The 22092-nt window shown below is 70.6% G+C and carries 21 protein-coding genes and 1 pseudogene; 14 read left to right on the plus strand and 8 right to left on the minus strand.

Annotated elements, in window-relative coordinates:
* Positions 1 to 56: 56 nt before the first annotated feature.
* Complete coding sequence (locus tag BLW76_RS44290) at positions 57 to 1286, minus strand: ISAs1 family transposase (protein WP_244170732.1); 1230 nt, start codon at positions 1284 to 1286, stop codon at positions 57 to 59.
* 263 nt (positions 1287 to 1549) lie between these two features.
* Positions 1550 to 1681, minus strand: coding sequence for a hypothetical protein (locus BLW76_RS50615; RefSeq protein ID WP_279627727.1), 132 nt, complete (start codon positions 1679 to 1681; stop codon positions 1550 to 1552).
* Between the two features lie 34 nt (positions 1682 to 1715).
* Between BLW76_RS50615 and BLW76_RS44295 the strand changes: the two genes are divergently transcribed.
* From BLW76_RS44295 to BLW76_RS44310, 4 genes are all read left to right on the plus strand, one after another.
* Positions 1716 to 2294 (plus strand): TetR/AcrR family transcriptional regulator C-terminal domain-containing protein, encoded by a 579-nt coding sequence (locus tag BLW76_RS44295; protein WP_244170614.1) that lies wholly within the window; start codon positions 1716 to 1718, stop codon positions 2292 to 2294.
* A gap of 78 nt (positions 2295 to 2372) precedes the next feature.
* A complete protein-coding gene (locus tag BLW76_RS44300; RefSeq protein ID WP_091318350.1) occupies positions 2373 to 4097 on the plus strand; it encodes a TIGR03767 family metallophosphoesterase in 1725 nt (574 codons plus the stop codon).
* 53 nt (positions 4098 to 4150) lie between these two features.
* Complete coding sequence (locus BLW76_RS44305) at positions 4151 to 4552, plus strand: PaaI family thioesterase (protein WP_091318352.1); 402 nt, start codon at positions 4151 to 4153, stop codon at positions 4550 to 4552.
* A 71-nt stretch (positions 4553 to 4623) separates the two neighbouring features.
* Positions 4624 to 5886: a peptidase C39 family protein gene (locus BLW76_RS44310; protein ID WP_208613502.1), complete on the plus strand. Its 1263-nt coding sequence runs from the start codon at positions 4624 to 4626 to the stop codon at positions 5884 to 5886.
* Positions 5887 to 5924: 38 nt separating this feature from the next.
* Here BLW76_RS44310 and BLW76_RS44315 read toward each other — a convergent pair whose 3' ends face one another.
* Positions 5925 to 6374, minus strand: coding sequence for a carboxymuconolactone decarboxylase family protein (locus BLW76_RS44315; RefSeq protein ID WP_091318355.1), 450 nt, complete (start codon positions 6372 to 6374; stop codon positions 5925 to 5927).
* A gap of 79 nt (positions 6375 to 6453) precedes the next feature.
* On the opposite strand from BLW76_RS44315, the pseudogene BLW76_RS44320 reads away from it, so the two are divergent.
* The 3 genes and pseudogenes from BLW76_RS44320 to BLW76_RS44330 all read left to right on the plus strand — a co-directional run bounded on the left by BLW76_RS44320 (position 6454) and on the right by BLW76_RS44330 (position 9123).
* Positions 6454 to 7293, plus strand: a pseudogene (locus BLW76_RS44320) (sigma-70 family RNA polymerase sigma factor).
* 112 nt (positions 7294 to 7405) lie between these two features.
* Positions 7406 to 8503, plus strand: a complete 1098-nt coding sequence (locus BLW76_RS44325) for an S-(hydroxymethyl)mycothiol dehydrogenase (protein WP_091318357.1) — start codon at positions 7406 to 7408, stop codon at positions 8501 to 8503.
* 65 nt (positions 8504 to 8568) lie between these two features.
* Entirely contained in the window at positions 8569 to 9123 is a 555-nt protein-coding gene (locus tag BLW76_RS44330; protein ID WP_091318359.1) for a gamma-glutamylcyclotransferase family protein, read from the plus strand.
* Here BLW76_RS44330 and BLW76_RS44335 read toward each other — a convergent pair.
* Positions 9101 to 10720 carry an FAD-binding oxidoreductase gene (locus BLW76_RS44335; protein WP_425266047.1) on the minus strand — a complete coding sequence of 540 codons (1620 nt, stop codon included), beginning with the start codon at positions 10718 to 10720 and terminating at the stop codon, positions 9101 to 9103. The genes BLW76_RS44330 and BLW76_RS44335 overlap by 23 nt on opposite strands.
* Positions 10721 to 10817: 97 nt before the next feature.
* On the opposite strand from BLW76_RS44335, the gene BLW76_RS44340 reads away from it, so the two are divergent.
* The 6 genes from BLW76_RS44340 to BLW76_RS44365 all read left to right on the plus strand — a co-directional run bounded on the left by BLW76_RS44340 (position 10818) and on the right by BLW76_RS44365 (position 15884).
* On the plus strand, positions 10818 to 11381 hold the full coding sequence (locus tag BLW76_RS44340; protein ID WP_091320645.1) for a TetR/AcrR family transcriptional regulator: 564 nt from the start codon (positions 10818 to 10820) through the stop codon (positions 11379 to 11381).
* Positions 11378 to 12919 carry a glycerol-3-phosphate dehydrogenase/oxidase gene (locus BLW76_RS44345; RefSeq protein WP_091318362.1) on the plus strand — a complete coding sequence of 514 codons (1542 nt, stop codon included), beginning with the start codon at positions 11378 to 11380 and terminating at the stop codon, positions 12917 to 12919. The genes BLW76_RS44340 and BLW76_RS44345 overlap by 4 nt, the downstream gene beginning before the upstream one ends.
* Positions 12920 to 12984: 65 nt before the next feature.
* Positions 12985 to 13254, plus strand: a complete 270-nt coding sequence (locus tag BLW76_RS44350; RefSeq protein ID WP_043776467.1) for a helix-turn-helix transcriptional regulator — start codon at positions 12985 to 12987, stop codon at positions 13252 to 13254.
* Positions 13251 to 13790 carry a hypothetical protein gene (locus BLW76_RS44355; RefSeq protein WP_091318364.1) on the plus strand — a complete coding sequence of 180 codons (540 nt, stop codon included), beginning with the start codon at positions 13251 to 13253 and terminating at the stop codon, positions 13788 to 13790. Before BLW76_RS44350 ends, BLW76_RS44355 begins: the two co-directional genes overlap by 4 nt.
* Positions 13783 to 14697: an ABC transporter ATP-binding protein gene (locus BLW76_RS44360; protein WP_091318365.1), complete on the plus strand. Its 915-nt coding sequence runs from the start codon at positions 13783 to 13785 to the stop codon at positions 14695 to 14697. The genes BLW76_RS44355 and BLW76_RS44360 overlap by 8 nt, the downstream gene beginning before the upstream one ends.
* On the plus strand, positions 14694 to 15884 hold the full coding sequence (locus tag BLW76_RS44365) for an ABC transporter permease (protein ID WP_091318367.1): 1191 nt from the start codon (positions 14694 to 14696) through the stop codon (positions 15882 to 15884). Before BLW76_RS44360 ends, BLW76_RS44365 begins: the two co-directional genes overlap by 4 nt.
* A gap of 474 nt (positions 15885 to 16358) precedes the next feature.
* Here the strand turns inward: BLW76_RS44365 and BLW76_RS44370 are convergent, their stop codons facing one another.
* The 4 genes from BLW76_RS44370 to BLW76_RS44385 all read right to left on the minus strand — a co-directional run bounded on the left by BLW76_RS44370 (position 16359) and on the right by BLW76_RS44385 (position 20844).
* Positions 16359 to 17705, minus strand: a complete 1347-nt coding sequence (locus BLW76_RS44370; protein ID WP_091318369.1) for a cryptochrome/photolyase family protein — start codon at positions 17703 to 17705, stop codon at positions 16359 to 16361.
* A gap of 60 nt (positions 17706 to 17765) precedes the next feature.
* Positions 17766 to 19082 (minus strand): citrate synthase, encoded by a 1317-nt coding sequence (locus BLW76_RS44375; RefSeq protein ID WP_091318371.1) that lies wholly within the window; start codon positions 19080 to 19082, stop codon positions 17766 to 17768.
* Positions 19083 to 19279: 197 nt separating this feature from the next.
* On the minus strand, positions 19280 to 20221 hold the full coding sequence (locus BLW76_RS44380; RefSeq protein ID WP_091318372.1) for a carbohydrate kinase family protein: 942 nt from the start codon (positions 20219 to 20221) through the stop codon (positions 19280 to 19282).
* 41 nt (positions 20222 to 20262) lie between these two features.
* On the minus strand, positions 20263 to 20844 hold the full coding sequence (locus BLW76_RS44385; RefSeq protein WP_091318374.1) for a TetR/AcrR family transcriptional regulator: 582 nt from the start codon (positions 20842 to 20844) through the stop codon (positions 20263 to 20265).
* Positions 20845 to 20945: 101 nt separating this feature from the next.
* Here BLW76_RS44385 and BLW76_RS44390 point away from each other — a divergent pair, with 101 nt between their 5' ends.
* On the plus strand, positions 20946 to 22082 hold the full coding sequence (locus BLW76_RS44390) for an acyl-CoA dehydrogenase family protein (RefSeq protein ID WP_091318376.1): 1137 nt from the start codon (positions 20946 to 20948) through the stop codon (positions 22080 to 22082).
* The last annotated feature ends 10 nt before the right edge of the window (positions 22083 to 22092 follow it).

Raw genomic sequence — 22092 nt, forward strand, 5'->3', positions numbered from 1 at the left:
CCCATAAACAGTCCCCACCGCTCCCGGCAGGGTTCCGGCAAAGTTGTTTGTGCTGGTCATGTGGGGATTCCGTAGAGGGTGAGGGGCCGGGTGGCGTGGCGGGCTGTGTGGCGTAGGGCGGCTGCGATGTTGGTGCGGCCTGCTGCGCGGTGGGCGCTGATGGCGAGGTTGCGGAGGGTGGCCATGGCGCGGGGTGCGGTGCCGGTGCGGACGCGGGAGGCGTCTTCGCCGTAGGTGGTGTCGCGGACGCAGTGCAGCCGGTTCTCGATGCTCCAGTGCCCGCGCAGGAGAGTGGCGATGGTGGCGGGGCCGGCTTGGTCGGGGGTGAGGGGGGTGATGCCGTAAACGGTGTGATTTTCCCGTTTTCCGCTCACGCGGTCGGTGCGGTAGCGGGTGGTCTGGAAGACCTGTGCGGCGTGCGGGAAGTCGAGGTCGTCGGGGGCGGGCAGGACTTCGGTGGTGCGTTGTTCGAGGCGTCCGTGCCCGATTCCGGTGCTGGTGTGGCGGGTGGCATGGGGCCAGGGCAACGCCTGCAGCCGGGCGTGGAGGCGGTGCTGGTTTTCCTTGACGGTGAACACATAGTGCGCGTCGCGGTGGGTGAGGTAGCGGGCCAGGCCGCGGGTGGTGTGCAGTGCGTCGGCGGTGACCACGACGCCGGTGAGGTCGATGCCGTCGAGCAGGGGCTGCATCCAGGTGATCTCGCTTGTTCCCCTGGCCACGTTCTGCTGGGCCAGCACGATCGCGTCCTGGTGGGTCAGTGCGGAGAGCAGATGGACCCCCGCTCCGCCGGTGCGGGCGAAGGTGCCGCGCAGTGATTTGCCGTCCACCGCGATCGCTGTTGGCGTGCGTTCCGATGGGCTGCCTGCGGTGGTGGTCGCGGTAATCCAGGCGCTGATCGCGGTGTCGAGGTCGTCGCCGTCGATGCTGGAGAGCACCCGTCGCACGGTGGCCTCGCCCGGGGCGACGTGCCGGTCACGGCAGGGGTCGAACCGGGTGCCCAGCCGGGCCAGCACACGCTGTGGTGCATCCGCGGCCCACTCGCCGATTGCGGTGAACGACTGGGCTCCCGCGGCGACCGCGGCGGCGGCCAGCGTCAGGATCGATTCCAGTGAATGCCGTATCCCGCGCCGCTTCCGTGGATCAGGCACCAGGACGAGATATTCCCGCAGGTCAGCGACCTGGTCAAGGTCAGCGGCGGTGGCCAGCTGAGCCACCGCGGCAGGAATGGGAGAAGATGCAACAGCAGGCACGGCTCTCTCACAGATCATGGGCTTCGACAACCACATGATCACCACCGAGAGCCGTGCCTGCCTGCAACGACACGACTTTGCCGTAACCCTGACCGCTCCCGGGGGGCCGTGCCCTGTGCCAGTCTACCGGCAGCAGGCAGGCAAAACCCGCTCTCGGCAAATCTGTGGACAAGCCGGCCACGCCGGCTCCTGCTGTGGACAACTTCGGCCTGCGCGGCCCACTCCGGCGGCCGGGTGTGCTAGAGCCCCGCTTGGCGTTGGATGTTGGAGCGACCGGCGGGAAGCTCCGAGACCGCCGCTCAGCTCAGCACGCTGTGCGCGCCCGCCAGGAAAGCCGCGCGCGCCACCAGGTCGTGGTCGATCACCACGAAGTTCTGGATCGCCGTGCCGATCGCGAACACCAGCGAACAAACCGCCACCCACCAGCGCATCACATACCCCTCTATCACTGATAGAGTCCGTCGGGTGCCGCTCGATCGCCGCCAGATCACCGAAGCCGCCCTGGGACTCCTCGACGAAGCCGGGCTCGCCGAACTGAGCACGAGACGGCTCGCCGCGCGGCTCGGCGTCAGCTCGCCGACGCTCTACTGGCACGTCAAGGACAAGGCCCAGCTCCTCGACCTGCTCGCCGAGGCCATCTGCGAAGACGCGTTCGACATCGACACGACGAAGCCGTGGCGCGACCAGCTCGAGCAGGGCCTGCACCAGTTCCGCGCACTCCTGCTCAAGCACCGCGACGCCGCGACGCTGCTCCGGGAGCGCCCGCCGGGGCCGAACCGGCTCGCGCACATCGAAACGACGTGCCGGATCCTCCAGGAAGCCGGCTTCACCCCCGAGGACACCGCGGGGATCGCCCGGCTGCTCACCGCGCACGTTCTCGCCTCGGCCGAGACGCCCCCGAAAACCGGCGGCCTCCAGGGCCGGCTCGACGACTTCCCGGCCGTGAAAGCCCTCGGCCCGGTCTTCGCCCGCGCCACCGCCGACGACCTCTTCGCCCTGGGCACCGAAGTGATCCTCGACGGCCTCGCGCAGCGGCGGAAATGACCACAACCTTCGGCGGTAGCCCCCACTTCCACGCTGTGACAGCGTGAGTCGAACTGTCACCGATTGGGGAGCGAACACATGGCCGAACTCACCCGGCGCACCTTCGCCACCGCGGGCGCCGCCGGTGTCGGGCTGCTGCTCTGCACGCCCACCGCGAACGCCCTCGACCGCGCCCTGCGGCTCACCAGCACGCGCTCGGTCACCACCACCGGCACCACGCTCGAGCAGGTCGCCACGGGTGGCAGCACCAGCACCTACTCCCGCCTGTCCGCGGGCCCCGGGTGGCCGCTGGTCGTCCGGAGCGACCTGGCGACGCCGAAGAGCGGCCGCGACGACCGGCGCCGGGCGCTGTCCGCCTTCGTCCAGTTCACCGACCTGCACATCACCGACACGGAAAGCCCCGCGCGGTTCGAGTACCTGCACCCCTTCATCGGCTCCGCGCACCGGCCGCAGGAGGCGCTCGGCACCGTCGCCACCAGCGCGCTGGTCGAGCGCGTCAACAGCGTGCGGCAGGGCCCGTTCACCGGGCGGCCGTTCGACCTCATGGTCACCACCGGCGACAACACCGACAACCACGAGCTGATCGAGCTCGACTGGTTCCTCAAGGTCCTCAACGGCGGCACGGTGACCCCGAACTCCGGCGACCCGAACGCCTACGAGGGCGTGCAGAGCTCGGGCAACGACGACTACTGGAACCCCTCGATCCCCGGCGTGGGCGACAAGTACTCGGCCAAGGGCTTCCCGCAGCTGCCGGGCCTGCTCGAAGCAGCCATGACGACGTTCACCGCGCCCGGCCTCGACGTCCCGTGGTTCTGCACCTTCGGCAACCACGACGACAGCATCGTCGGCTCGCTGCCGGCGCAGGTCCCCGGGATCGACGCCTGGTACACCGGGAAGTACAAGGTGATCGGCAAGGACGAGGCAGCCACGAAGAAGCTGGCCACCGCCATCCGGAACGGCTCCGGCGTCCCGCTTTCCGAGCTGTTCGGCGGCAGCGGCACCATCCGCGAGATCACGCCGGACGCGCGGCGCCGCCCGTTCACCACCGGCGAGTTCGTCCGCGCCCACCTCGACACCGCCAACACCGGCCCCGGCCCGGTCGGGCACGGCTTCACCAGCGCCAACGCCGACGGCAAGAACGTCTACTACACCTTCCGGATCGCGCCCGGCATCACCGGCATCAGCCTCGACACCACGACCGACGCCGGGTTCGCCGACGGCTCGATCGGCCTCGCCCAGTACTCGTGGGTCGAGTCGACGCTCAAGCGCGGCAGCTCGACGTACTACGACTTCTTCGGCCGCAAGGTCACCCACGCCGTCACCGACGAGCTGTTCCTCCTGTTCAGCCACCACACCAGCGGCTCGATGGGCAACCTGCTGCCGGACTCGCGCCACCCGCTCGACCCGCGGCTGGACGGCAACGCGTTCGTCGCGCTGCTCAAGCGGTTCCCGAACGTGCTGGCCTGGGTCAACGGCCACACGCACCTCAACAAGGTCACCCCGCACGCCGGCAGCACGCCGCAGCAGGGCTTCTGGGAGATCAACACGGCGTCGCACGTCGACTTCCCGCAGCAGGCGCGGATCGTCGAGGTCGCCGACAACGCCGACGGCACGTTGTCGCTGTTCACGACCCTGATCGAGGCCGAAGCGCCGTACGCCGTGGATTACGACGCGCGGACGCCGCAAGCGCTTGCGTCGCTGTACCGCGAGCTGTCCTACAACGACATCCACGTCGACCTGGGCCGGGTCGGCGCGGCGACGGACCACAACACGGAACTGCTGCTGGTGAACCCGCTGAGCTGAGACTACGTCGGAGGTAATCGCCCGGCCGCCGATCTTCGGGCAAGCTGCGGAGCATGACCGATCTTGCAGGCACGCAGCTCTTCCACCGTTCCATGCCGTTCTCCGAGCGCCTCGGCGTCGAGGTGCTGGAGCACGGGCGGGAGCTCGTCCGCAGCAGGCTGAAGTGGGACGAGAGCCTCTGCACGCTGGGTGGCGCGCTGCACGGGGGCGCGCTCATGGCGCTGGCCGACTCGACCGGCGCCGTGTGCGCGTTCCTCAACCTGTCCGAGGGCGGCCAGGGCACGACGACCGTCGAGTCGAAGACGAACTTCCTGCGTGCGGTGCGTTCGGGCTACGCCGTTGCGTCGTCCAGACCACTGCACGCGGGCCGCAAGTTCGTCGTGGTGGAGACCGAAATCCACGACGACGACGGCAAGTTGGTCGCGAAAGTGACACAGACGCAGGCCGTCCTCTAGCCACCTGTTTACAGACCCGGCTCCACCGGCGAAAATTCCTGGCTACTGGGTGGGTCTATCAGGGAGCCGGGATGCGCGGACGCAAGTTGTTCACCTTATTGTCAGTGGTTGTGTTGTCTGCGGTAACCACACAGGTCGCCGACGCCGGGCCCGTCCGGCCGCGCGACGACGAGGCGATCGACTACCACGAATGGACCGGCGGGCGCCTCCACGACGGGAGCTTCGCCGGGGTCGCGCTCACCCGCGACGGCCTGCGCATCACGCACCCGGCCGGCACGGTCGAGCACACCGAGCCGGAGCTCGGCACGACGAGAACGTACGAGTACGGCCAGTGGACGTCACCGGAGTACCGGCAGGGCTTCGGCGCGACGCAGCTGGTCGCGTCCTGGAACGCGAAGACGCCGGCGAAGACCTGGCTGCAGGTCGAGGCGCGGGGCCGGACGTCGGCGGGCGCCGAGACCGCGTGGTACGTCATGGGCCGCTGGGCCAGCGGTGACGCCGACATCCTGCGCACCAGCGTCGACGGCCAGGACGACGCGAACGCGCTGGTCGACGTCGACACGCTGGTCACGAAGACCGGCGTGACGCTGAAGTCGTACAAGCTGCGGGTGAGTCTCTACCGCGAAGCCGGCTCGGGCGCGACGCCGTCGGTGAGCCTGCTGGGCGCGATGACTTCGGCCGTCCCGGACCGCTTCGAGGTCCAGCCGACGAAGCCGGGCCGGGCCACCGGGATCGAGCTGAAGGTGCCCGCGTACGCGCAGAACATCCACAAGGGACAGTTCCCGCAGTACGGCGGGGGCGGCGAAGCCTGGTGCAGCCCGACGTCGAACGAGATGGTGGCCGAGTACTGGGGCAAGAAGCCGTCCGCCGAGGAGATGGCGTGGATCCCGGCGGGCTACGTCGACCCGCAGGTGGCGTTCGCCGCGCGCTACACCTACGACCACGCCTACGACGGCACCGGCAACTGGCCGTTCAACACGGCGTACGCGGCGTCGCGCGGGCTGCGCGGCCACATCACGCGGCTGCACTCGCTGAACGAGCTGGAGAACTACATCGCGCGCGGGATCCCGGTGATCACGTCGCAGTCGTTCCTGTCGTCGGAGCTGGACGGCGCCGGCTACGGGACGGCGGGCCACATCATGGTCGTCGTCGGCTTCACGAAGGACGGCGACGTGATCGCGAACGACCCGGCGTCGAGCAGCAACGACAAGGTGCGCAACATCTACCAGCGCGACCAGTTCGAGAAGATCTGGCAGCGCACGAAGCGCTACCGCGCGGACGGCACGGTGGCGAGCGGCCCGGGCGGCATCGCGTACATCATCACGCCGGCCTGAGCCCCCGGTGGGGCGCCGCACCGGCGCCCCACCCGGGTTCACCAGGTCTTGCCGGCCTGCTCCCGGATCGCCCGGTTGATGCGGTTGAAGAAGCCGGTGAGCGCGATGTGCGTGACGAGCGCGGACAGCTGCGTCTCGTCGAAGTGCTCGGCGGCGGCCGCCCAGACGTCGTCGGTGACGCCGGGTTGGCCGTCCTCGATGCGCGTGGCGGCTTCGCTCAGCGCGAGCGCGGCCCGCTCGGCTTCGGTGAAGAACGGCGTCTCCCGCCAGGCGACGACGCTGTGCAGCCGGTCGTCGGTCTCGCCCTGCCGCTTCGCGTTCCGGACACCGGCGTAGGTGCAGGGGGCGCAGCCGTTGATCTGGCTGGCCCGCAGGTGGACCAGCTCGAGCAGCAGCGGATCGAGGCCGGCGGAGTACACCACCTTGAACAGCTGCTGGACCGCGCCGGTCACCTCGGGCGTCGCCTGGCTCTTGAGCCGTGGTTCCATCGTTTTCCTCCATCGGTTACCTGTGCCCCTCCGGGCCCGTCATGTCCACGACGGAGCGGAAGCGAGGAAGGTAACGACCATGACGGACAGGGTGGCTTCGACGTTCGAGGCGCAGCGCGACCGGCTGCGCGCGGTGGCCCACCGCATCCTCGGCTCCCACGCCGACGCGGAGGACGTGGTCCAGGAGGCGTGGCTGCGCCTGTCCCGCCAGGACGAGGCGACGATCGAGAACCTCGACGGCTGGCTGACGACGGTGGTCGGCCGCCTCAGCTTGGACGTGCTGCGGTCACGCCGGGCACGTTCCGAAGCGGCGTACGAGGAGATCGTGGTCACGGTGGACTCCCCGGAGGAGGACGCGGAGCTGGCGGACTCGGTGGGGCTGGCGCTGCTGGTGGTGTTGGAGACACTGGGCCCGAGCGAGCGCCTGGCGTTCGTGCTGCACGACCTGTTCGCGGTCCCGTTCGAGGAGATAGGCCGCATCCTCGGCAAATCGACGGCGGCGGCCAAGATGCTGGCGAGCCGAGGCCCGCCGCAAGGTCCGGACACCATCGCCTTCGCCCGCGGGACCATCCCAGCGAGAGGTGGTCCAGGCATTCCTGACGGCGGCCCGTGACGGCGACTTTTCGTCGTTGCTGCGGGTGCTGGACCCGGAGGTCCGCTTGACGGTCGACACCCCGGACGGAGTGGTGGTGGTCCTGGGAGCAACGAACGTGGCGGCCGGAGCCCGCTTCGGCGCGGCGGCGGGCGGGCGGTGCTGGTCGGCGGGTTGCCGGGCGTGGTGGCGTGGCGGGCGGACGGGACGCCGTTGTCGGTGGTGGCGTTCACGGTGGTGGACGGGCGGATCACGGGTATTGCGGCGGTCGCGGATCCGGTGAAACTGGCGGCGATGGCGCTGCCGGAGCCACCGGAGACCCGGTGAGTTGCGTAACACGCAACAAGTTGCGCAAACCTCACTCATGCGGATGTCGCCATCTCCGCATGATCCGTGATTAGCTGCGATCGACCAGCAGCGCAGCCGGAAGGTGGTTCGAATGCCGTACGAGGTCCAGGGGGTTGTTTCGCGGGCGAAGGGCGAGCCCGTCTCGCTGGAGACCGTCCTCGTGCCCGATCCCGGTCCCGGCGAAGCCGTCGTGAACGTCCAGGCCTGCGGGGTCTGCCACACCGACCTGCACTACCGCGAGGGCGGGATCAACGACGAATTCCCGTTCCTGCTCGGCCACGAGGCCGCCGGGGTCGTCGAGGCCGTCGGCGAAGGCGTCACCGATCTCGAACCCGGCGACTACGTCATCCTCAACTGGCGCGCCGTCTGCGGCACCTGCCGGGCCTGCAAGCGCGGCAAGCCGTGGTACTGCTTCTCCACCTTCAACGCCGCCCAGCCGATGACCCTCCAGGACGGCACCAAGCTCTCGCCCGCTCTCGGCGTCGGGGCTTTTCTCGAGAAGACCCTTGTCCACAGCGGACAGTGCACGAAGGTCAACCGGGAAGCCGAACCCGCCGTCGCCGGGCTGCTCGGGTGCGGGGTCATGGCCGGGCTCGGTGCCGCCATCAACACCGGCGCCGTCACGCGCGGGGACTCCGTCGCCGTCATCGGGTGCGGTGGGGTCGGGGACGCCGCCATCGCCGGCGCGAAACTCGCCGGGGCCACCACGATCGTCGCGATCGACATGGACGACCGGAAGCTCACCTGGGCGAAGGACTTCGGCGCGACGCACACCGTCAACAGCAAGGGCCTGTCCGAAGCCCAGGTCGTCGAAGCCCTGCAGGACGCCACCAGCGGCTTCGGCCCCGACGTCGTCATCGACGCCGTCGGCAGGCCCGAGACCTGGCGGCAGGCCTTCTACGGCCGCGACCTCGCCGGCACGGTCGTGCTCGTCGGCGTCCCGACGCCCGACATGCGGCTGAACGACCTGCCGCTGATCGACTTCTTCTCGCGCGGCGGCTCGCTCAAGTCCTCCTGGTACGGCGACTGCCTGCCCAGCCGCGACTTCCCGATGCTCGTCGACCTCTACCTGCAGGGCCGGCTGCCGCTCGACAAGTTCGTCACCGAACGCATCGGCGTCGACGGCGTCGAGCAGGCCTTCGAGCGCATGCACCACGGTGACGTCCTGCGCAGCGTGGTGACCTTCTGACCCTCTTCACCGACGACGAGTACCCGGCCGAGCCCTACCCGGGCACCCGGCCGGGCCACTCGTTCGTGCACGTCGACGGCGTCGGCCACCCGCTCGACACCGCGCCCGAAGGCTGGCGCGAGCGGCTGGCCGTGCTGGCCTACGGCTCCAACGCCAACCCGTCGAAGATCACCTGGCTGCGCGGACGCCTCGGGCTCGAAGGCCCGGTCGTCGTCGCGCACGCGCGCTGCACCGGGCTCGCCGCCGTGTGGGCCGCCGGCTTCCGCGTGGTCGACGACCAGCGCCCGGCCACCCTCACCGCGCTGGACGGCGTCGAGGACCACGCCATCTGGTTCGTGACGCCCGACCAGCTCGCGGTCCTGGACCGCTGCGAAGGCCGCGGCACCCGCTACCACCTCGCGCGGCTGACCGAACCCGACATCACCCTCGAAGACGGCACGCGCCTGACCGACGTCCACACGTACGTCGGCGCCGCGCCGATCCGCTACCCGCTGCTGATCGACGGCGCCCCGGTGCGCACCGCCGACGTCCCGCAGGCCGAGGCGGCCCGGCTCGACGGCGTCGCGGCCGACGGCCACGGCGTGCCCTGCGAAGTCGTCACACCAGCTTTCCGGGGTTGAGGATCCCCGTCGGGTCCACAGCAGACTTGGCCGCGCGCAGCACCTCGACGCCCAGCGCGCCGATTTCCGCACTCAGGTAAGGCGCGTGGTCGACGCCGACGGCGTGGTGGTGCGAAATCGTGCCCAGCCCGGCGATCGCCTCGCACGCCGCCGCCTTCGCGCGCTGCCACTGACCGACCGGGTCGGCCTCGTCGCGGGCCGTCAGCACCGTGAAGTACAGGGACGCACCCGTTTCGTACGCGTGAGAGATGTGGCACATGACGATCGACCGGCCGAGCGACGCCGTCAGCGCCGCGCGGACGTCGTCGCGCAGCTCGTCCACATTGGACCAGTACGCCGCCGTTTCGAGCGTCTCGACGCAGACCCCCATGTCCAGCAACACATCTCGCTGCCGAGGCCCGGCGAACCGGCCGTGCCGCCACGACTCGCCGAGCGCCTTGCCGACGCGCACGGCACCCGCGGCCTTCAGCCGCCGAGCTGTCTCACGACGGCGCAGCGCGACGTCGCGTGCGGTGCCTTCCCAGCCCACGATGAGGAAACACGGCCGTCGCACGCCCCGCGCCGCCAGGTAGCGGCGCAGGGCCGCCGTCTTCAGTCCCGCGTTCAGCGCGAGCGACACCTCGGTCTCGTCCACATCGGACAGCCGGGTGACGTCGGCGAGCGCGTGGTGCTGCGCGAGGTCCCGCACCGCTTCGGCCCCGGCCGCCCAGCCCGGCAGCGCGTAACCCTCGTAGCGCCGTACTTTCGGCGCCGGCCGCACCCGCAGCGCCACTTCGGTGATCACGCCGAGCGTGCCCTCGCTGCCGATGGCGAGCTGCCGCAGGTCCGGCCCGGCCGCGGACGCCGGGGCGACGCCGAGCTTCCACGGGCCGCGCGGGGTGGCCAGCCGCACGCCGGTCACCATGTCCTCGAACCGCCCGTAGCCCGACGACGCCTGCCCGGCCGAGCGCGTCGCCGCGAAGCCGCCGATCGTGGCGCGCTCGAACGACTGCGGGACGTGCCCGAGCGTCAGGCCGTGCTCGGACAGGAGCCGCTCGGCGTCGGGCCCGCGGACCCCGGCCTGCAGCACGGCGATGCGCGACTCGGCGTCCACCGACACCAGCGCGTCGAGCCGGACGAGGTCGAGCGCGATCACCGACGTCTTCTCGCCACGCAGCGCCGAGACGCCGCCGACCACCGACGTCCCGCCGCCGAAGGGCACGACTCCGACGTCGTGCTGGACGCAGGCGTCGAGGACCGCCTGGACCTCGTCCGGGTCGGCGGGGAGCACGACGGCGTCGGGCACCGGGAAGTCCGCCGATGGCGAACGGCGCCGCAGGAGGTCGAGGTAGGACAGGCCGGTCGCCCGCGCGAGCCGCGCCGGGTCGTCGACCAGCACGTTCTCCGCACCGACCACCTTGGCCAGAGCTTCCTCGGCAGCGTTCGAAAGTTTCGTTGACGGTATTTTTACCGGCAGGTCGCCCGTTGAGGCGGCAGCCGGGGCAACCGGACCGATACGCTGGTCGAGCCACCTGGCCGCACGCGCGGGCAGCGGGGCGGCGCCGGCGGCTTCCGCGGTCCAGGACCGGCGGAGGCGGTGGTCAATGAGAGCGTTCACGACTACAGTGTGACACATGGACGTAAAACGTCACACCACGCAGACGGCGGGTTCCTCCGCGCTCGCGGACACCCGCAACCGCCAGACGGCGACCCGGGTGGCCGATGACGTGCTGCTCGACGCCGCGCGCTCGTGTGTGCTGGCCGTCGGTGTGCGCCGCACCACACTCGCCGAAATCGCCCGGACCGCGCGCGTCAGCCGGATGACGGTCTACCGCCGGTTCCCCGACGTCCGCAGCGTGCTCGCCGCCCTGATGACCCGCGAGTTCAGCGGGCTGCTGCGCACGGCGAGCGAGGGCGGCGCCGACGCCGAGCACAGCCGCGGACGGCTCGTGCTCATCGCGGCGGCCGGCGTCCGCGCGCTGTCGGCCGACCCGCTGTTCCGCACGCTGCTCGACGTCGACCCCGAACTGGTCCTCCCGTACATCGTGGAGCGGCTCGGCGCGACGCAGAAGTTCGCCGAACAGGCGTTGCACGGGCTCCTGGAAGCCGGCCACCGGGACGGTTCGATCCGGCGCGCGCCGGTCGCCGTGCAGTCGCGATCGGTGCTGCTGGTGGTGCAGTCGTTCGCGTTCTCGCTGCGCCCGGCCACGGTGGACGTCGACGAGGCGGCGCTCATGGCGGAGTTCACCCACGTGCTCGACGCGGCGTTGCGGCCATGACGTCCGGCTCGCTCAACGCGCGGCGCCGCGAACGGGAGCTCGCGGAGCTGGCGTCGGGCGAGCGCGTGGACATCGTGGTGGTCGGCGGCGGCGTCACCGGCACGGGCATCGCGCTGGACGCGGCTTCGCGCGGCCTGTCGGTGGCGCTGGTCGAGGCGCACGACCTGGCGTTCGGCACGTCACGCTGGTCGTCGAAGCTGGTGCACGGCGGCCTGCGGTACCTGGCGCACGGCGAGCTCGGCCTGGCGCACGAGAGCGCGGTGGAACGCGGAATCCTGATGACGCGCACGGCACCGCACCTCACGCGGGCGATGCCGCAGCTGTTTCCGTTGTACCCCAGCACTTCTCGGGCTCAGCAGGCTCTGGTCACGGCCGGCCTGCGGGCCGGCGACGCTCTCCGCCGGGCGGCCCGCACGCCGTCGTCGGTGCTGCCTCGGCCGCGCGCGGTCCCGGCCGCGGAAGCCCTGGCGCTCGCGCCGGGCCTGTCCGCCCACGGCCTGCGCGGCGCGTTGCTGGCCTACGACGGCGCCTTGGTCGACGACGCGCGGTTGGTGGTCTCCCTCGCGCGGACAGCGGCGTCCTTCGGCGCGCGAATCATCACCCGGCTCTCGGCCACATCGGTTTCCGCGGACCTCGTCCGGGCCCGCGACGGCCTTTCCGGTTCCACTGTGGACATCCACGCCCGCCAGGTGATCAACGCGACGGGCGTGTGGGCGGGAACGCTGACGGGCGCGGTCCGGCTGCGGCCGTCGCTGGGATCACACCTGGTGCTGGCGCCGGGGACGGTGCCGATGGGGACGACGTCGGTGAACATCGGCGTGCCGGGCGAGACGAACCGGTTCGTCTTCCTGCTGCCCCAGCCGGACGGCCGGGTCTACCTGGGACTCACCGACGAGCCCGTTTCGGGTCCGATCCCCGCGGTGCCCGAGGTTCCCGTGTCCGATGTGGACTTCTTGCTGTCACTGGCTTCCTCGGTGTTGTCGCGGCCGCTCACGCGCGCGGACGTCGCCGGGTCCTACGCCGGGCTGCGGCCACTGGTCGAGGGGTCGGGCGGCCGGTCGGCGGACCTCTCCCGCAAGCACGCGGTCCTGGCCGGGCCGGACCGCCTGCTGACGGTGGTCGGCGGGAAGCTGACGACGTACCGCCGGATGGCCGAGGACGCGGTCGACGCGGCGGTGCGGCTGGCCGGGCTGCCGGCTTCACCGTGCCGGACGGCCCGATTGCCTTTGCTGGGCGCGGCGCCGCGGCCTGAGTTGTCTCTTGTGGACGCTTCCCCGCGCTTGGTGGCCCGGTACGGCACGGAGGCACCCCGGGTCGCGGCCTTGGGCGAACTGGACGCGGAGTTCGCGGCCCCGGTGGGCCCGGGCACGGAGATCACGGCGGCCGAGGTCGTGTGGGCGGTCCGGAACGAGGGCGCGCTGGACGTCGAGGACGTCCTGGAACGCCGGACGCGGCTGGCGCTGATCCCGTCGGACGCCGAGGCCGCGCGGGCGCGGGTGGCGGAACTTGTCGACAAGTCGCTAGCGGGTCTGCTCTGAGCGTCAACCGGACTTGATGTTCTCTTGAGTTGACGTCTCGTTGGGTTTTTGCAACAGTACGTTCCATGAGCCCGGTCAGACGCGGCAAAGAGCTGCCGATCTACAACCGGCTTCCCGTGCTCCGGGCCGAGCGCGGGATGACCCGAGCCGCGCTGGCGAGCGCCGTCGAGGTGAACCCGCAGACCATCGGCGCGCTCGAACGCGGCGACCACTATCCGAGCCTGGACCTGGCGTTCCGGATCTGCGCGGTGTTCGACCTGCCCGTCGAGGCGGTCTTCAGCCGCGAGCCGTTCACGCCGCTGTCCACCCAGGTCTACCGCGAGGGGGGAGCATGACCGAGCAACCGGGCCGTCTCGCGGCCTACTGGGAACGCCAGCTCGACAAGCTCGAGGAAGCCGAACGGAAACGGTCACGGAAGCTGCCCGGCTGGCGGACCAGGAAGCACCGGCGGGCCCTGGTCGTCGTGCTGATCGCCGCCGACCTCGTCCTGGTCGCCGGGGCCACGCAGTTCAAGGCCGAACCGCGGTGGGTCTTCCCCGCCTGCTGGCTCACCGGCCTCGTCGTCGGCGGGTTCGCCTTCATCACGCTGCGGATCCTGACCGGGCGGATGAGCGGCAGCTTCTCGCGCCTGCTGGACGAACGCGAGCGCGAGTGGCGCCACCGCGTCACCTACATCGGTTACCAGGCGCTCAGCTACCTGATGCTGATCGCGATGTTCTACGGCCTCGTCGTCGCCGGCACCGCGGCGCAGGGCGCGATGATGCTGTCCGCGCTGCTGGTCACCGGCACGACCATCCCGGCCATCGTGCTGGGCTGGTCGCTGCCGGACGACGACCCCGAGGATTTCGAGGAGGGGATGGGGAATGCCTGAGGGGACACTGGAGATCGACGGAGTCTCCAAGCGCTACGGCGCCAAGGTCGCGCTGGACGGCGTCTCGTTCGACGTCCGCGCCGGCGAGCTGTTCGGCTTCGTCGGCAGCAACGGCGCCGGCAAGACCACCACCATGCGGATCGCGCTGGGCGTGCTCGCCGCCGACGGCGGTGAAGTCCGGTTCGACGGCAAGCCCGTCACCCACGAGACGCGCACCCACATCGGCTACATGCCCGAGGAACGCGGGCTGTACCCGAAGATGAAGGTGCTCGACCAGCTCGTCTACCTGGCCGAGCTGCACGGGCTGAGCGCGAACGAAGCCCACCGCAACGCCGAAAACTGGATCACCCGGCTCGGGCTGGCCGAACGCCGCAAGGACGAGGTGCAGAAGCTGTCCCTCGGCAACCAGCAGCGCGTCCAGCTGGCCGCCGCGCTGGTGCACGACCCCGCGGTGCTGGTGCTCGACGAGCCGTTCTCCGGCCTCGACCCGCTCGCCGTCGACGTGATGAGCGGTGTCCTGCGGGAGAAGGCCGCCGCGGGGGTGCCGGTGGTGTTCTCCAGCCACCAGCTCGACCTCGTCGAGCGGCTGTGCGACCGGGTCGGGATCATCCGCGGCGGCCGCATGGTCGCGGTCGGCACGGTCGCCGAGCTGACGGCGAGCGCGCGCAGCAAGCTCGTCGTGACGGCGCCGGCCGCGACCGACGGCTGGGCCGCGGACCTGCCCGGCGTGCGCGTGCTGGAGCAGCACGGCACCACCACCGTGCTCGACCTCGAACCGGGCGCCGACGACCAGGCCGTGCTCGCCGCCGCGCTGGCGACCGGGCCGGTCACCGAATTCAGCCGCCGTCGCCGGTCGCTCACCGAGCTGTTCCGCGACGCCGTGTCCGAGAAGGGGGAACAGCGATGAGGACGCTGAGTGGCCGCCGGGCCGTCTGGCTCGTCATGAAGCGCGAGCTGAACACGCGGCTGCGCACGCGGTCGTTCGTGGTCGGTACCGGCGTCCTGCTGGTGCTGCTGCTGGGGTACGTGTTCTTCCAGACGTCGCTGGCCGGTTCGTCGGACAAGAACACGGTCGGGCTGACCGGCCAGGCGATCGGGATCGCCCGGCAGCTGCAGACCGAAGCTGCGCTTTCGGGCCGCGAGATCACCACGGTCGCCGTCACCGATCCGGCGGAGGGCCGGAAGAAGGTGGAAGACGGCGACTTCGACGCGCTCGTCTCGGGCAGCGCGGCCCAGCTGACCGCCACCTACAAGTCCTCTTTGGACGGCGAGCTGCGCCGGGTGCTCGACCAGGTCGCCCAGCAGCAGGTGCTCGACGGCGTGCTGTCGTCGGCGCAGCTGGAACCGGCCGAGGTGATGGCGAAGGTCAACGGCACCCACGTGCGCGACGACGCCCTTTCGCCGCAGCCGGCGGACCAGACGCAGCGGCTGGTCGTCGGGCTGGTCGTGGCGTTCCTGCTGTACATGAGCATCATCACCTACGGGATGATGGTCGCCCAGGGCGTCGTCGAGGAGAAGTCGAGCCGCGTCGTGGAGATCCTGCTGGCGAGCGTGCGGCCGTGGCAGCTGTTGCTGGGCAAGGTGATCGGGCTCGGCCTGGTCGGCCTGACCCAGCTGGTGATCCTCGGCGTGGTCGGCCTGGGCGCGGCGTCGGCGACCGGCGTGTTCACGCTGTCGGGCTTCGCGACGGGCGCGGTGCTGTGGGGCCTGCTCTGGTACCTGCTGGGCTTCCTGCTGTACGCCACGGTCTACGGCGCGCTCGGGTCGCTGGTGTCGCGGCAGGAAGACACCCAGTCGGTGGTCGGGCCGCTGAACATCATCCTGGTGGTCGGCTTCATCGCCGGGTTCAACCTGCTGGTCCAGAACCCGGCGGGCTCGGCGACGAAGATCGTTTCCCTGATCCCCCTGCTGTCCCCGATCCTCATGCCGGCCCGCATTTCGACGGGCGCGGCGGCGGGCTGGGAGATCGGGCTGTCGCTGGGCCTGACCGTCGCCCTCGTGGCGGTGCTGACCTGGCTCGGCGGCAAGATCTACGGCAACAGCGTGCTGCGGATCGGCAGCCGGATCAAGCTGTCGGAGGCCCTGCGTGGCTGAGGTGCAGGCGGGGTCCGGTGACGTCGGCGCGATCCGCCGATTCGGCGAGGCGTACGTCCGGTCCACTTGGCCTGCTGACCGGTAGTTGCACCCCGGGTGGCCAGCGCTTCGGCCGGCGCTGGCCACCCGAAACTGTCAGACCCCTGCGGTAACGTGAAATCAGGGGGCCCCCTGGGGGGCGACCTCTTGTTGGGCGAGCAAAGATTCGGCAGGAGCCGTTCCACGAGCCTGCTTCAGCACGGGCCTCGGCGCCCGTCACGGGCAGCAAGGCTTTCGTCGAGCGGGCCCGCCGGCTGCTCGGCGGCGGCGTCCTGGTCGCGGCCTGCCTGAGCCGAATCCCCGACTTGACCGAGGCGCGAGGGTTTCACGGTCGACCGGATCGAGCGGAGCCGCACCGGCGATCCCGCGCTGGCCGTCGCGTGGCGCGTCAAACCGCTCGTGAGTGTTCAGGCGCGTTCTAACCCGCCTAAACACTCACGACGTGATCTTTCCGTACCGCTCCAAGGACACCTGGCGCTCGTGCGCGTGGTCGACCATGGGTTCCGGGTAGTCCGCGGGGCGGTCCTTCAGCTTGTGCACCGCCTTGCCCGTGACGGAACGCAGCTCCGGCACGTACTTCCGCACGTAATCCCCCTGCGGGTCGAACTTCTCCCCCTGCGTCGTCGGGTTGAAGATGCGGAAGTACGGGGCCGCGTCCGTGCCGCAGCCTGCCACCCACTGCCAGTTCAGCTGGTTCGAGGCCAGGTCGCCGTCCACCAGGTGCTTCATGAAGTGGCGGGCGCCAAGCCACCACGGCAGGTGCAGGTCCTTCACCAGGAAGCTCGCCACCACCATCCGCACCCGGTTGTGCATCCAGCCCTCCGCCAGCAGCTGGCGCATGCCCGCGTCCACGATCGGGTAGCCCGTCCGGCCCTCGCACCAGCGCGCGAACGCCTCGCGGTCGTCGTCGTACGCCATTCCGTCGAACCGCTTGTCGTAGTTCTCGCGGGCCGTTTCCGGGCGGTGCCACAGGACGTCGGCGTGGAACTCGCGCCAGCAGATCTCGCTGCGCAACGACTTCGCGCCCGGCCGGTCGTCGCCGGCCAGGTCGGCCAGGATCGTGCGGGGGTGGATGCAGCCCCAGCGCAGGTACGGCGAGAGCCGCGTGGTGCCTTCGCGGTCCGGGCGGTCGCGATCCTCGTCGTAGGTCTCGATGCCGTCGTCGAGGAACGCGTGCCACACCGCCAGCGCGGCCTGCTCGCCCGGCTCGGGCAGCGAAGCGGAAACCTTCGGTGGACGCGGCACACGCAGGGACCGCGGCGGCGCCACCCAGTCCACAAGGGACGGTCCGGTGTCCGCGGGCGAATGCCAGCCGCGGGCGGTCCAGGCGCGGAAGAACGGGGTGAAGACGCGGTACGGGCTGTCGTCCGGCTTGGTGACGCGGCCGGGCGTCACCGCGTACGGCGAACCCGTCTCGACCCAGTCGATGTTGTGCTCCGCCAACGCTTTCGCCACCGCCGCGTCCCGGCGTCGGCCGTACGGACCGGTGTCGGTGCTGACGTGCACCGCCGCCGCGCCGATCGCGCGCGCCGCGCGGACGACCTCGGTCGCCGGGTCGCCGCGGACCAGCATCAGGCGGCCGCCGAGCTGGTCGTTCAGCTTTTCGAGACAGCCGTACAGGAACGCCTCCCGCGGCGCGCCGCCGGGCTTCAGCAGCGCCTCGTCGAGGACGTACAGCGCGAGCACGTGCTTGCTGTGGCGGGACGCCTCCAGCAGCGCGGCGTGGTCGCCGAGCCGCAGGTCACGGCGGAACCACAGGACGACCGGCGCTTCTCGAGTCACGACGGTAAACGATAAACGCCCCGCCGTGCGGGTGCACGGCGGGGCGTTTTCGTCCGGAAATCAGCGCTCCGACATCGGGATGTAGTCCCGGGTCGCGTGGCCGGTGTAGATCTGCCGCGGGCGGCCGATCTTGGTGGCCGGGTCGTTGATCATCTCGCGCCAGTGCGCGATCCAGCCCGGGAGCCGGCCCAGCGCGAACAGCACCGTGAAGAACTTCGTCGGGAAGCCCAGCGCCCGGTAGATCAGGCCGGTGTAGAAGTCCACGTTCGGGTACAGCTTGCGCGAAATGAAGTACTCGTCGGAAAGCGCGACCTCTTCGAGCTTCTTCGCGATGTCGAGCAGCTGGTCGCCGCCCTTCAGCTTGCCGAGGATTTCGTCCGCGGTGTTCTTGATGATCTTCGCGCGCGGGTCGTAGTTCTTGTAGACCCGGTGCCCGAAGCCCATCAGCTTCACGCCCTTTTCCTTGTTCTTCACCCGCTCCACGAACTTGGCGACGTCGCCGCCGTCCCTCTGGATGCCCTCGAGCATGTCGAGGACCGCGGCGTTCGCGCCGCCGTGCAGCGGGCCGAACAGGGCGTTGATGCCTGCCGAAATCGACGCGAACAGGTTCGCCTCGGACGAGCCGACCAGGCGCACGGTCGAGGTCGAGCAGTTCTGCTCGTGGTCGGCGTGCAGGATGAACAGCAGGTCGAGCGCCTTGACGACGTCCGGGTCGACGTCGTACGGCTCGGCCGGGAAGCCGAACGTCATCCGCAGGAAGTTCTCGACCAGGCCGAGCGAGTTGTCCGGGTACAGCAGCGGCTGGCCGACGGACTTCTTGTACGCGTACGCGGCCAGCGTCGGCACTTTCGCGAGCAGCCGGATCGTCGACAGCTCGACGTTCGGCTCGTCGAACGGGTCGAGCGAGTCCTGGTAGAAGGTCGACAGCGCCGAAACCGCGCTGGACAGGACCGGCATCGGGTGCGCGTCACGCGGGAAACCGCTGAAGAACGCCTTGAGGTCCTCGTGCAGCAGCGTGTGCCGCTGGATCTTCTCGGTGAAGTCGGCCAGCTGGGTCTGCGTGGGCAGCTCGCCGTAGATGAGCAGGTACGAGACCTCGACGAAGGTCGACTTCTCGGCCAGCTGCTCGATCGGGTACCCGCGGTACCGGAGGATGCCGGCGTCACCGTCGATGTAGGCGATGGCGGACGACGCGGCGCCGGTGTTGACGAAACCGGGGTCGTAGGTGATGTACCCCGTCTGCGCCAGCAGCTTCCCCAGTTCGATCCCGGGCGCGCCCTCGACCGGGTGGACGATCTTGAACTCGTGCTCGCCACTCGGCAGGGTCAGCTTCGCGGTTTCTCCGCCGGACTGCCCCGCAGTCGTCGCGTCGGACATGCAAGTCCCTCTCACGTTGGGCACGGGCCGGCGGCGCCTGTACGTTCCACAGGTAGCCACGTGTTCACGCGAGGAAACACTGGCGCCTCGCTGCACACCGCCCCGCTGGGGTATGAAGAATGCCCCTCAACGTTAGTCGAGAAACCCGCCTTTGCGCAGCGGTGACGTTGCGCTGGAGGCCCCGTTTGGGACCAGGTTCACACGGTGGCTGCCATGTCGGCGGGCGTGGGCGGCTCGGCACCGCTGCGGGACACCGTGATCGAAGCCGCTTTCGCCGCGAAGGTGAGGGCCTCGCGCCACCCGTCGGCGTCGAGAGTCGCCAGGTCGGCGACCTCGCGGGTGTGCAGCCAGGCCAGCAGCGCGCCGTGCACGGTGTCGCCCGCGCCGATGGTGTCGACCACGGTGACCCTTCGCGACGGCACGTGGGCCAGCTCACCTGCGGCGGTGATCACCGAGAGCCCGTCGGCACCCCGCGTGAGCACCACGGCGTCCACACCGGACTCGATCCACGTCTTCGCCGCGGCCACCGGGTCGGCGCCGCCGGTGAGCCACGCGGCGTCGTCGTCGGAGACCTTCAGCAGCCGGACGTCCGGCAGCCAGGACGCGAACCGGGCCCGGTAGGCGGCCGGGTCGGCGATGAGCGCTTCGCGGATGTTGGGGTCGAGCACGGTCAGCACGCCGCGGGCCGCTTCGCGCCGCAGCATCGCTTCGTACGCCGAAGCGCCGGGATCGAGGACCATGCCGAGCGTGCCCAGTGAGAGCGCTGTCACATTTTCGGCCAGCGGACCCGGATCCGCGACGAGCCTGTCCGCGGTGCCTTCGACGTAGAACGAGTAGCGCGCGGCGCCCTTCGCGTCGAGCGCCACGACGGCCAGCGTCGTCGGCTCGTCGCCGCGCTGCAGCAGGGAGGTGTCGACGGCGGAGGCGTGCAGGCGTTCGACCATCGCCTCGCCGAAGCGGTCGGTGGAAACGCGCGAGAGGAACGCCGACGGCACGCCGAGCCGCCCGGCGGCCAGCGCCACGTTGTACGGGCCGCCACCGAGCCGGGGCAGCAGCGCGCGCAGCCCACCGTCCACAGTGGAATCCAGGGGGTCGCCGGGAACCAGGTCGACCAGAGCTTCTCCGCCTACGACGATCACGCCGGGAGTTTAATGGAGTTCCGGCTGACAATTCCTGTCCGCTATTTGTTCAGGCCACCGAGGAGCAGTTCCCCCAAAGCGGTGAACGCTTCGGCGTCGGAGACGTCGGTCCGCCCGCCGAGCACGCCGGTCTGGATGCCCTCGATGATCAGCCCGGTCATCTCGGCCACCAGCCGGGCGTGGACGTCGCGGAACACCCCGTCGGCGACGCCCTTGTCGATGAACTGCCGCAGCCGGCGCGCGGCGAACCGGCTGTTGAGCTGGTAGGCCTCCCGCGCCGGGCCGAACTCGGCGAGGTCGCGCATGAAGGCCGCGGACGCGCGGTTGAGGTGCTCGGCGACGCCGGCCAGGTACTCGCCGATGAGCTTGCGCGCGTCGTCGATGCCGGCGATGCGCTCTTCGATCCGCTCCGCGGCGCCCCGGAAGAACCCGGTGACGACCCGGACGGCGAGCTGCTCCTTGCTGGGCGCGAGCGCGTAGAGCGTCGACTTCGAGCAGCGCAGGCGGCCGGCGAGGTCGTCGAGGGTGAAGGCGGCGAAGCCCTCGGCCAGGAAGAGCACCTCGAGGTCGCCGAGCAGCACCTGCTGGCGCGCGGTCGGGCGTCGGCGGGGTTCGGGGCGCATCGGCTCACTATCTCCTACGTCTTCCGGCCACCCCAGGCCTGTCGTACTGTACTCTGAACCATCCTGGAGTACTGGTTTCAGTACAGTTTGGGAGGACAAAGATGCCCGCCGAACGCCTGCTGCCGTCATCGGAGGCGGAGGAACTGGTCGCGCTGACCAGGGAGATCGCGCGCGACGAGCTCGCGCCCCGCGCGGCGGCGGCGGAAGAGGCCGAGCAGTTCCCCCGCGAGCAGTTCCGCCTGCTCGGCAAGTCCGGGCTGCTGGGCCTGCCCTACCCGGAGCGCTGGGGCGGCGGCGCCGTGCCCTACGAGGTCTACCTCCAGGTCCTGGAGGAGATCGCGACGGCGTGGATGACGGTCGGCGTCGGGCTGTCGGTGCACACGATGTCCTGCTACGCGCTGGCGGAGTACGGCACCGACGAGCAGCGCGAGAAGTGGCTGCCGGAGATGCTCGAAGGCTCGCTGCTGGGCGCGTACGCGCTGTCGGAGACGAACGCGGGCTCGGACGCGGCGGCGCTGTCCACGCGCGCGCGCCTCGACGGCTCCGACTACGTCGTCAACGGCACGAAGGCGTGGATCACGCACGCGGGCGTCGCGGACTTCTACACGACGATGGTCCGCACCGGTTCGGACGAGATCTCGTGCCTGCTGGTCGACTCGTCGACGCCGGGACTTTCGGCCGCGCCGCGCGAGCGGAAGATGGGCCTGACCGGCTCCCCGACCGCCCAGATGATCTTCGACGGCGCGCGCGTACCCGCGTCGCGGCTCATGGGCGCCCCGGGTGCGGGGCTCCGCATCGCGCTGTCGTCGCTGAGCTCGGGCCGGCTCGGGATCGCGGCCTGCGCGGTGGGCCTGGCACAGGCCGCGCTGGACGAGGCGGTGGCGTACGCGAAGGGCCGTTCGCAGTTCGGCCGTCCGATCATCGACTTCCAGGGCATCGAGTTCCTGCTGGCGGACATGGCGGCGACGGTGGAGGCGTCCCGGGCGCTGTACCTGGACGCGGCCCGGCGCCGCGACCGCGGGATGCCGTTCCAGCGCCAGGCGTCGATCGCCAAGCTGGTGGCGACGGACGGCGCGATGAAGGTGACGACGGACGCGGTCCAGGTCCTCGGCGGCGCCGGGTACACGCGGGACTTCCCGGTGGAGCGGTACATGCGGGAGGCGAAGGTGCCGCAGATCTTCGAGGGCACCAACCAGATCCAGCGGGTGGTCATCGCCCGCGAGCTGAAGAACGCGTAGCTCGATCCAG

This window comes from Amycolatopsis tolypomycina, from assembly GCF_900105945.1.
Classification (GTDB): domain Bacteria; phylum Actinomycetota; class Actinomycetes; order Mycobacteriales; family Pseudonocardiaceae; genus Amycolatopsis; species Amycolatopsis tolypomycina.

What these genes read in the sequence shown, in the direction of transcription:
- BLW76_RS44290 (WP_244170732.1), bottom strand. Translation starts at nt 1,286, where the DNA reads ATGTGGTTGTCGAAGCCCATGATCTGTGAGAGAGCCGTGCCTGCTGTT.
- BLW76_RS50615 (WP_279627727.1), bottom strand. Translation starts at nt 1,681, where the DNA reads ATGCGCTGGTGGGTGGCGGTTTGTTCGCTGGTGTTCGCGATCGGCACG.
- BLW76_RS44300 (WP_091318350.1), top strand. Translation starts at nt 2,373, where the DNA reads ATGGCCGAACTCACCCGGCGCACCTTCGCCACCGCGGGCGCCGCCGGT.
- BLW76_RS44305 (WP_091318352.1), top strand. Translation starts at nt 4,151, where the DNA reads ATGACCGATCTTGCAGGCACGCAGCTCTTCCACCGTTCCATGCCGTTC.
- BLW76_RS44310 (WP_208613502.1), top strand. Translation starts at nt 4,624, where the DNA reads ATGCGCGGACGCAAGTTGTTCACCTTATTGTCAGTGGTTGTGTTGTCT.
- BLW76_RS44315 (WP_091318355.1), bottom strand. Translation starts at nt 6,374, where the DNA reads ATGGAACCACGGCTCAAGAGCCAGGCGACGCCCGAGGTGACCGGCGCG.
- BLW76_RS44325 (WP_091318357.1), top strand. Translation starts at nt 7,406, where the DNA reads ATGCCGTACGAGGTCCAGGGGGTTGTTTCGCGGGCGAAGGGCGAGCCC.
- BLW76_RS44345 (WP_091318362.1), top strand. Translation starts at nt 11,378, where the DNA reads ATGACGTCCGGCTCGCTCAACGCGCGGCGCCGCGAACGGGAGCTCGCG.
- BLW76_RS44350 (WP_043776467.1), top strand. Translation starts at nt 12,985, where the DNA reads ATGAGCCCGGTCAGACGCGGCAAAGAGCTGCCGATCTACAACCGGCTT.
- BLW76_RS44355 (WP_091318364.1), top strand. Translation starts at nt 13,251, where the DNA reads ATGACCGAGCAACCGGGCCGTCTCGCGGCCTACTGGGAACGCCAGCTC.
- BLW76_RS44360 (WP_091318365.1), top strand. Translation starts at nt 13,783, where the DNA reads ATGCCTGAGGGGACACTGGAGATCGACGGAGTCTCCAAGCGCTACGGC.
- BLW76_RS44365 (WP_091318367.1), top strand. Translation starts at nt 14,694, where the DNA reads ATGAGGACGCTGAGTGGCCGCCGGGCCGTCTGGCTCGTCATGAAGCGC.
- BLW76_RS44375 (WP_091318371.1), bottom strand. Translation starts at nt 19,082, where the DNA reads ATGTCCGACGCGACGACTGCGGGGCAGTCCGGCGGAGAAACCGCGAAG.
- BLW76_RS44385 (WP_091318374.1), bottom strand. Translation starts at nt 20,844, where the DNA reads ATGCGCCCCGAACCCCGCCGACGCCCGACCGCGCGCCAGCAGGTGCTG.
- BLW76_RS44390 (WP_091318376.1), top strand. Translation starts at nt 20,946, where the DNA reads ATGCCCGCCGAACGCCTGCTGCCGTCATCGGAGGCGGAGGAACTGGTC.